This window comes from Mesorhizobium sp. WSM4830 (assembly GCF_055811495.1).
The window spans coordinates 46,778-54,138 of sequence record NZ_JBVVQI010000037.1 but is presented as its reverse complement, the minus strand read 5'-3'; the positions used below and the strand labels follow the sequence as shown (position 1 = coordinate 54,138).

Genomic DNA, 7,361 nt, shown 5'->3' with positions numbered 1-7,361 from the left:
CTACTCCCCTACTCCCCTACTCCCCTATAGGCCCGATCTACGCCGCTTGCTTCCGTGACGAGTTTCTCCACAAGGGCGGCGGCCGGCATCTCCCGGATCTTCGCAACGCCCTGCCCGGCCCAAATGGGCAAGAAATCAGCCCGCTTGCTTTCATCCTTTGCCATCGAAAGCGGCATGACCAGACTCGCCTGTAGCGGAAACGCCAGCGCAGCATCTTCCTCACCAGCCATTTCCATCACAAACCGGTTGCGCACCACGCGCGCTGGGCGGCCAGTGAAGCAGCGAGTCACCGACGTGCTCTCGTCGTTGGCCGAGCGCAATGCTACGCGATAGACTGGCTGCACATTGGCTTCAGGACAGGCCAGGAAAGCCGTGCCGATCTGCACACCAGATGCACCAAGTGCAAAGCTGGCAGCAATGCCGCGACCGTCGAAGATACCGCCGGCGGCAATTACAGGCACCCGCACGGCATCAACAATCTGCGGTACGAGGGCCATAGTGCCGGCAGTGCCGATAGCAGGGTCGCCAGTGAATGTGCCGCGATGCCCACCCGCCTCGTATCCCTGGGCGATAATGGCGTCCACCCCTCCTGCCTCAAGCTGGCGCGCTTCCGAGACAGTGGTAGCCGAACACAAGACAGTACAGCCGGCGGCCTTCAACTGCTGCACAATTGCGGTGTCGGGTAGGCCGAAGTGGAAGCTGACCACCTTGGGGCGCAGCTCGAGCACAATTTCGAGACGCTCACGATCGAAGGTGGGGAAGGGCTCGCCCGGCTCGGGCACCGGTCCGAGGCCGACCTCCTCATAGCAGCCGCGAAGGCGGTCTCGCATGCTTTGGGCTGCCGCATCATCGCGTGCCGGCGGCGGGTGCGCAAAGAAGTTGACGTTGATCGGACGATTGGTGGCGTGCTGCGTCGCCGTGAGTTGCTCGCGGATAGCCGCCGCAGGCAGAATGCCGCATCCGAGCGAGCCAAGCGCCCCGGCATTGCTGACTGCCGCCGCCAGTTCCGGCGTGGCGATGCCGCTCATCGGCGCCTGGATTATCGGGTGCTCAATGCCGAGGAGTTCCAGAAGATCAGTGCGCATCCACATTGGATCACCCTCCTCTTTCTCCCAGGAGAGATTTTACCCTAACTGACCTCCAGCTCAAGTCGGATGGGGGCTCCGAACCGGCTCGCGGCCGGCCACAGGCTAATGCACGCGGGCGGGAGTTCGGCGTCGACCCTGATCTACCTGCCGTCGATGCGCCGGGCTGGCGCCGTGTTTACGACGCGCCATGCAGCCGGCCTATCCGGCAGCCGCGGCCGACGTTAGCGGCCGACTTCCGATCCGACATAGGCGATGCGCAGCATGTTGGTCGATCCCGGCGTCCTCAGCGGCACTCCGGCCGTGATGATGACACGGTCGCCCGGCTTGCCGAAGCCTTCGTCGAAGGCGATGCGGCAGGCGCGATCGACCATGTCGTCGAGGTCAATGGCGTCGGGAGAAACGACGCAATGCGTGCCCCACAACAGCGACAGCCGCCGCGCCGTGTTGAGGATCGGCGACAGCGCAACGATCGGCACTTGCGGCCGTTCGCGCGCGGCGCGCAAGCCGGTTGTGCCGGACGCGGTATAGGTGATGATCGCCGACAGCTTCAGCGTCTCGGCTATTTCGCGAGCGGCGAGCGAGATGGCGTCGGCTCCGGTTGCTTCCGGTTCTGAGCGCTGCGCGTTGATAATGCCGGCATAGGTCGGGTCGGTTTCGACCTTGGTAGCGATCCGGTTCATCATCGCCACCGCCTCGACCGGATAGGCACCGGCGGCGGACTCCGCCGACAGCATGATCGCATCGGCGCCTTCAAACACCGCGATCGACACGTCCGAGACCTCGGCGCGCGTCGGCACCGGCGCGGTGATCATCGATTCCAGCATCTGCGTGGCGACCACCACCGGCTTGCCAGCGCGGCGCGCAGCGCGGGTGATCTGCTTCTGGATGCCAGGCACGGCTTCGAGCGGCATCTCGACGCCGAGATCGCCGCGGGCAACCATCAGCGCATCCGAAAGCTCGATGATCTCGGCCAGCCGGGCGACGGCCTGCGGCTTTTCGATCTTGGCCATGATAAGCGCCCGGCCGCGTGCGATCTTGCGCGCTTCGGCCAGGTCCTCGGGCCGCTGCACGAAGGACAGCGCCACCCAGTCGACACCGGTCGCCAGAACCGCGTCGAGATCCCGGCGGTCCTTTTCCGTCAGCGCGCCGACCGGCAGGTCAGTGTCGGGCAGGCTGACGCCCTTCTTGTCGGAAATGATCGTGCCGGCGACGACGGTGCAGACGATCGCCTTGCCGTTGCCGCTGACCGCCTTGAGCTCGAGCTTGCCGTCGTCGATCAGCAGGCGATGACCAGCCTCGACCGAACGCAGGATTTCGGGATGCGGCAGGTAGACCCTCGTCGAATTGCCGGGCTCGGGATTGTCGTCGAGCGTGAAGGTCTGGCCCACGGTCAGCACCTCTTTGCCGTTGGCGAACTTGCCGACGCGCAGCTTTGGCCCTTGCAGGTCGGCGAGAATGCCGATCGGCCGGCCGACTGCCTCCTCGACGGCACGAATGCGGCCGACAAGTGTGCGCATCAATTCATGGTCGGTGTGGCTCATATTGATGCGGAACACGTCGGCGCCGGCTTCGAACAGCTTCTTCAGCATCTCCTCGGACGAGGAGGCCGGACCGATGGTGGCGAGGATCTTGACCTTGCGGCTGCGTCTCATTGACTGTTTGTTCCCGGGGCGGCTGGAGCGCCATCCGTTGCGGGCTCGTCAGTCAGCTGGACCATCCAGCTTGCCTGCTCGCCCGTGTCATATTCCTGGAATCCGGCGCGCTGAAAGCCGCGGGCGACGCAATCGGTAACGCCGGCGATCTTGAACTCTTTTTCGGCCACGCACATGTTGATCGGGCCATCCCAGCGTCCGCCGCGCTCGGCGTCTTCTGCATAAAGATAGTAAAACCTTGATGACAACGGTCCCTCGATCAGCGTCTTGCAGCTCGATCCTTCGATGTGCCACCAGCCTTCGGTGATCCAGCCAGCTTTGGCGCGATAGCCGATGCCGACACCAACCAGGTTCTGCGTGGCGTTGCAGACCCGGAAATCGGCCCGTGCCGGCGAGGCCGAAATCACCGCGAAAAGGCCCATGGCCGGTATCAGGAGCGGCATGGCCAAGGCATGGCGCACACGCAGCCTGCCGGCGAAACCCATCCCAAAACCCCTCAAGAACCACATTTGCATCTCTCAACGCCCCTTTTCGGAAAAGTCCGCACGCATGTCAACGCGCCGATCTGTCCAATTCCAATCGATTTAGAAGGCTCTGGCGCGCTTGCGGTCGCCCCTGCTCAGTTTTTTGGCAGAAACCGTGGCCAAACAACGGCATTGCGCGAGCGTTCTCTTCGTGGAATGACGATACCACCCTCCCCGGAAGCCAGCGAACAGACCTTTCCCGCCAATGACCCGATCCACAGTTTTCGCGCCTTTCGATATCGTCGAAGGCGATCGCAAGCGCGGCATGGTGCTTCTGGCCGATCACGCCCGCCGCGACCTGCCGGAGGAGTATGGCAGCCTTGGCCTGCCCGTGGCGGAGTTCGACCGCCACATCGCCTACGACATCGGCGTCGAGACTGTAACCCGCGAACTCGCAAGTCTGCTCGGCGTTCCGGCGGTGCTTGCCAATTTTTCGCGACTGCTGATCGACCCCAATCGCGGCGAAGACGATCCAACGTTGATTCGCCAGCTCTATGACGGCACCGTCATCCCGGGAAATTATCCCATGGCCCCGGAGGAGCGCGAAAGACGGCTGGACCGTTTTTACCGCCCCTATCATGATGCCATCGGCGCCATGATCGCCTCTGTGGCGCAAGCATCCGCGCAGGCACCCTTCATCTTTTCGGTGCATTCCTTCACGCCGACCATGCAGGGCTTCGTGCGGCCGTGGCATGTCGGCATATTGTGGGATCTCGACGACCGCGTGGCGCGGCCGCTGATCGACATGCTCTCCGAGGACAAGAGCCTCATCGTCGGCGATAACGAACCCTATGACGGCGCATTGCGCGGCGATACCATGTTCAGGCACGCCATCGTCAACGGCTTTGCCCATGCGCTGCTCGAGATCCGCCAGGACCTGATCGCCGACCGCAAGGGTGCCCTCGCCTGGGCCGAACGGCTGGCGCCGATCGTTGACGCGATAGATCGACGTGCCGATATACACCAGGTGAAAATATTCGGCTCGCGCACCGGGCCGGTATGATTGAGGCCCAAGGGAGGCCAACAAGACATGACCGAACTCAGCGACGAACAAAAGCGCGATTTCGAAGCCGCTGCCTTCCGCCGGCTGGTCGCGCATCTGCGCGAGCGTTCCGACGTACAGAACATCGACCTGATGAACCTCGCCGGCTTCTGCCGCAACTGCCTGTCCAACTGGTACTGCGATGCGGCGCAAGCCGAAGGTGTCGAACTCAGCAAGGAACAGTCGCGCGAGATCATCTACGGCATGCCCTATGCCGAGTGGCAGGCACTGAACCAGGTCGAAGCCTCCGACGCCAAGAAGGCCGAGTTCGAGGCAAGGCGCCCCAGGGATCACTAGGGGAGGACGCCGTGCCTAAGATTGACGTTGCCGACGTGCCCGGACGCAAGGGCTCATCCTATCCACCGCCGTTCGATGCACCCTGTGCCGAACGCGTGCGGCAGCGGCTGGGCAACGCCGGCGGGCTCACCGACTTCGGCATCAATCTCATGCGCCTGCCGCCGGGCAACTGGTCGAGCCAGCGCCACTGGCATTCGCACGAAGACGAATTCGTCTACGTGCTCGAAGGCGAGCTGACGCTCGTCGAAGATGCCGGCGAGACGGTGCTGCGCGCCGGTGATTGCGCTGCCTTTCCGAAAGGCTCAGGCAACGGTCATCACATGATCAACAAATCGGGCGCGATGGCGATCTATCTCGAAGTCGGTTCGCGCTGGCCCGCCGATGTAACCACCTGCTCTGACATCGACATGATGAGCACCAACGCCGACGGCCGGTTTGTGCACAAGGATGGCACGCCTTATTCCGAAAAGTAGGGATTTCGGAGTGGACCGCCGAGATGGTTGGCCGACGCGAGAGGACGTAGCGCCTGGTCCAAGCACTTTCGGCGAAGAGCGCTTGACTGTGAATTGAATCGATCTAATTTGCCGCGCAAAGCCATTTCCGGACCGGATTCTACCCGATGGACGCGCAGAAAATCACGCAGACCGCGATTCGTGGACGCTGGGCAGTGGCCGGCATCTTCCTCGCCAATGGCTTCCTGACCGGCAGCTGGGCGCCGCAGATCCCGGTGTTCCTGACCCGGCTGGACATCAGCAAGTTCACGCTCGGCCTGCTGATTCTGTTGTTCGGCGCCGGCGCCGTCACAGCCATGACCTGGTGCGGCCATCTGATCTCGAAGCATGGCTCGCGCACCGTGCTGCGCTGGTTCGGACTTGCCGGCAGCTTCGGCCTTTTGGTCGTGGCTCTGGCCCCCAACGTGCCCCTTGCAGCAGTCGCCATGTTCATCTTCGGCGGTTCGATCGGCGGCATGGACGTCGCCATGAATGCCAATGCAGTGGCAGTCGAACGGCGGCTGTCCCGTGCCATCATGTCGTCCTCACACGGCTTCTGGAGCCTTGGCGGTTTCGCCGGCGGCGCTTTGGGCGGTTTCGCCATCCAGAACTACGGTCACCTCGCCCATGCGACGATGGTGACGGCTCTTGCCTTCGCCGTCATCGCCGTAGCGGTCCGCTACCTGATCGCCGAGGACAAGCACCCAATCGCCGAGCACCACAAATTCGCGCTGCCGGCCAACCCGCTGGTCTATCTGGTCGGACTTATGGCGCTGCTGACGATGATCTCCGAAGGCGCGGTGCTCGACTGGGCAGCGCTGTATCTCCGGCAGGAACTCGGCGCCGATCTTGCCATCGCAGGCCTGGCCTACGCCGCCTTTTCCGGCGTCATGGCCGTCATGCGCTTTCTTGGCGACGGCGTTCGCAACCGTTTCGGTGCCGTTACGACGTTGCGCGCCTCGGCTCTTGCCGCTGCTGCCGGCATGCTGGTGGCCGGGCTGGCGCCCTCGCCTTGGCTGGCCATTGCCGCCTTTGCCTTTTGCGGCCTCGGCATTGCCAACATGGTGCCGATCATCTTTTCGGCCGGCGGCAACCAGGAAGGCATGGCGTCCGGCACCGGCATGAGCGTCGTCACCACAATGGGTTACTCAGGCATTCTGGTGGCGCCGTCGGCGATCGGCTTCATCGCTGAACACTCGAGCTTCGGCCCGATCTTCGTCGCTCTCTCTGGGCTACTGATCGTCGTGCTGGTGATGGCTGGGCTCGCTCACCGCGCCGAATTCGCTGCCGAGGCAGCACCGGCTGAATAGCGCTTCAACTCTTCGGACAGGAAATCCGCCACGCGGCGGATGCGCACGCTGGTACGCACGTCGCGGTGCATGGCCAACCACACCGGCAGCATCGGCAGCGGGAGGTCCGGCAGCACGGTTTCCACCAGCGCATCGCGCTCAGCCAGCGGCTCCTGGCCAAAGCCGATGCCGTTTCCCGCCCGCACCGCTTCCCAAAGCACCATCTGATTGTCGGTCCTGAAGCGGAAGGCATTGCGGGTGAGCGGCACGCCGAATTGGGCGAAGCCGCGAATGATCCCATCGCTGCGGTCGAAGCCGACCAGATCGTGGTCGACCAGATCGCGGGCCTCGCGCGGACGGCCACGCCGGTCGAGGTAGGATTTTGCCGCGCAGGCGCGGAGCGGAATATCGGTCACCTTGCGCGCGACGAGTTCATTCTGCGCCGGCTTGACCATGCGGATGGCAATGTCGGCGTCGCGACGCAGCAGATTCTCGACCTGGTTCGAGGCGACGATCTCGACCTCGATGCCGGGCTCCTCGACGCCAAGCCTCGCTGTCATTTCCGGCAGCACATAGGCCGCCACCACCTCGCTAGCGGCAATGCGCACCGTACCCTCGATCGCCTCGACCGATCCCAGCGCCAGCAGCGAAAAGGCGCTCGCCTGTTCGCTCACCGCGCGACCCCGTTCAAAGAGCGTGCTGCCCGCTTCCGTGAGCGCATAGCCGCGCCGCCCACGCCGGAACAGGGTGACACCGAGCGCCTGTTCCAGCTCGGCGATGTGGCGGCCGAGCGTCGGCTGGCTTGCGGCAAGTTTTCGCGCGGCGGCTGACAGGCTGCCGGTCTCCGCCACCGTGACGAAACTCTTGATCAGGTTCCAGTCTATGTCCATTCAAAATTGAATATCAGATCGCCAGCTTTCGTCAATTTCCATTCGTTTGCGAGGAGATCACATTGCGGTCGTAGCGCAAACACGGAGA

Annotated in this window: 8 protein-coding genes; 4 read left to right on the top strand and 4 right to left on the bottom strand. The window is 63.6% G+C overall.

Annotated features, from left to right (window positions below):
• Positions 1 to 8: 8 nt before the first annotated feature.
• The 3 genes from AC0L2Y_RS30260 to AC0L2Y_RS30250 all read right to left on the bottom strand — a co-directional run bounded on the left by AC0L2Y_RS30260 (position 9) and on the right by AC0L2Y_RS30250 (position 3,183).
• On the bottom strand, positions 9 to 1,091 hold the full coding sequence (locus tag AC0L2Y_RS30260; RefSeq protein ID WP_473561498.1) for an NAD(P)H-dependent flavin oxidoreductase: 1,083 nt from the start codon (positions 1,089 to 1,091) through the stop codon (positions 9 to 11).
• Positions 1,092 to 1,309: 218 nt separating this feature from the next.
• Positions 1,310 to 2,740, bottom strand: a complete 1,431-nt coding sequence (pyk, locus tag AC0L2Y_RS30255) for a pyruvate kinase (RefSeq protein ID WP_352564615.1) — start codon at positions 2,738 to 2,740, stop codon at positions 1,310 to 1,312.
• On the bottom strand, positions 2,737 to 3,183 hold the full coding sequence (locus AC0L2Y_RS30250; protein ID WP_473505739.1) for a DUF1036 domain-containing protein: 447 nt from the start codon (positions 3,181 to 3,183) through the stop codon (positions 2,737 to 2,739). Before AC0L2Y_RS30250 ends, pyk begins: the two co-directional genes overlap by 4 nt.
• Positions 3,184 to 3,469: 286 nt before the next feature.
• Here AC0L2Y_RS30250 and AC0L2Y_RS30245 point away from each other — a divergent pair, with 286 nt between their 5' ends.
• The 4 genes from AC0L2Y_RS30245 (at position 3,470) to AC0L2Y_RS30230 (ending at position 6,404) form a co-directional block, all read left to right on the top strand.
• Positions 3,470 to 4,267 (top strand): N-formylglutamate amidohydrolase, encoded by a 798-nt coding sequence (locus AC0L2Y_RS30245; RefSeq protein ID WP_473561495.1) that lies wholly within the window; start codon positions 3,470 to 3,472, stop codon positions 4,265 to 4,267.
• A 27-nt stretch (positions 4,268 to 4,294) separates the two neighbouring features.
• Positions 4,295 to 4,603 (top strand): DUF1244 domain-containing protein, encoded by a 309-nt coding sequence (locus AC0L2Y_RS30240; protein WP_473561493.1) that lies wholly within the window; start codon positions 4,295 to 4,297, stop codon positions 4,601 to 4,603.
• An 11-nt stretch (positions 4,604 to 4,614) separates the two neighbouring features.
• Entirely contained in the window at positions 4,615 to 5,076 is a 462-nt protein-coding gene (locus tag AC0L2Y_RS30235; RefSeq protein ID WP_352564620.1) for a cupin domain-containing protein, read from the top strand.
• 146 nt (positions 5,077 to 5,222) lie between these two features.
• Positions 5,223 to 6,404, top strand: a complete 1,182-nt coding sequence (locus tag AC0L2Y_RS30230; RefSeq protein ID WP_352564622.1) for an MFS transporter — start codon at positions 5,223 to 5,225, stop codon at positions 6,402 to 6,404.
• On the opposite strand, the gene AC0L2Y_RS30225 is transcribed toward AC0L2Y_RS30230, so the two are convergent.
• On the bottom strand, positions 6,362 to 7,273 hold the full coding sequence (locus AC0L2Y_RS30225; RefSeq protein WP_473561491.1) for a LysR family transcriptional regulator: 912 nt from the start codon (positions 7,271 to 7,273) through the stop codon (positions 6,362 to 6,364). The genes AC0L2Y_RS30230 and AC0L2Y_RS30225 overlap by 43 nt on opposite strands.
• Positions 7,274 to 7,361 lie beyond the last annotated feature (88 nt).

Bases quoted from the DNA above. Each gene is read 5' to 3' on its own strand.
- pyk (WP_352564615.1), bottom strand. From the start codon at position 2,740: ATGAGACGCAGCCGCAAGGTCAAGATCCTCGCCACCATCGGTCCGGCC.
- AC0L2Y_RS30225 (WP_473561491.1), bottom strand. From the start codon at position 7,273: ATGGACATAGACTGGAACCTGATCAAGAGTTTCGTCACGGTGGCGGAG.
- AC0L2Y_RS30240 (WP_473561493.1), top strand. From the start codon at position 4,295: ATGACCGAACTCAGCGACGAACAAAAGCGCGATTTCGAAGCCGCTGCC.
- AC0L2Y_RS30260 (WP_473561498.1), bottom strand. From the start codon at position 1,091: ATGTGGATGCGCACTGATCTTCTGGAACTCCTCGGCATTGAGCACCCG.
- AC0L2Y_RS30245 (WP_473561495.1), top strand. From the start codon at position 3,470: ATGACCCGATCCACAGTTTTCGCGCCTTTCGATATCGTCGAAGGCGAT.
- AC0L2Y_RS30230 (WP_352564622.1), top strand. From the start codon at position 5,223: ATGGACGCGCAGAAAATCACGCAGACCGCGATTCGTGGACGCTGGGCA.
- AC0L2Y_RS30250 (WP_473505739.1), bottom strand. From the start codon at position 3,183: ATGCCGCTCCTGATACCGGCCATGGGCCTTTTCGCGGTGATTTCGGCC.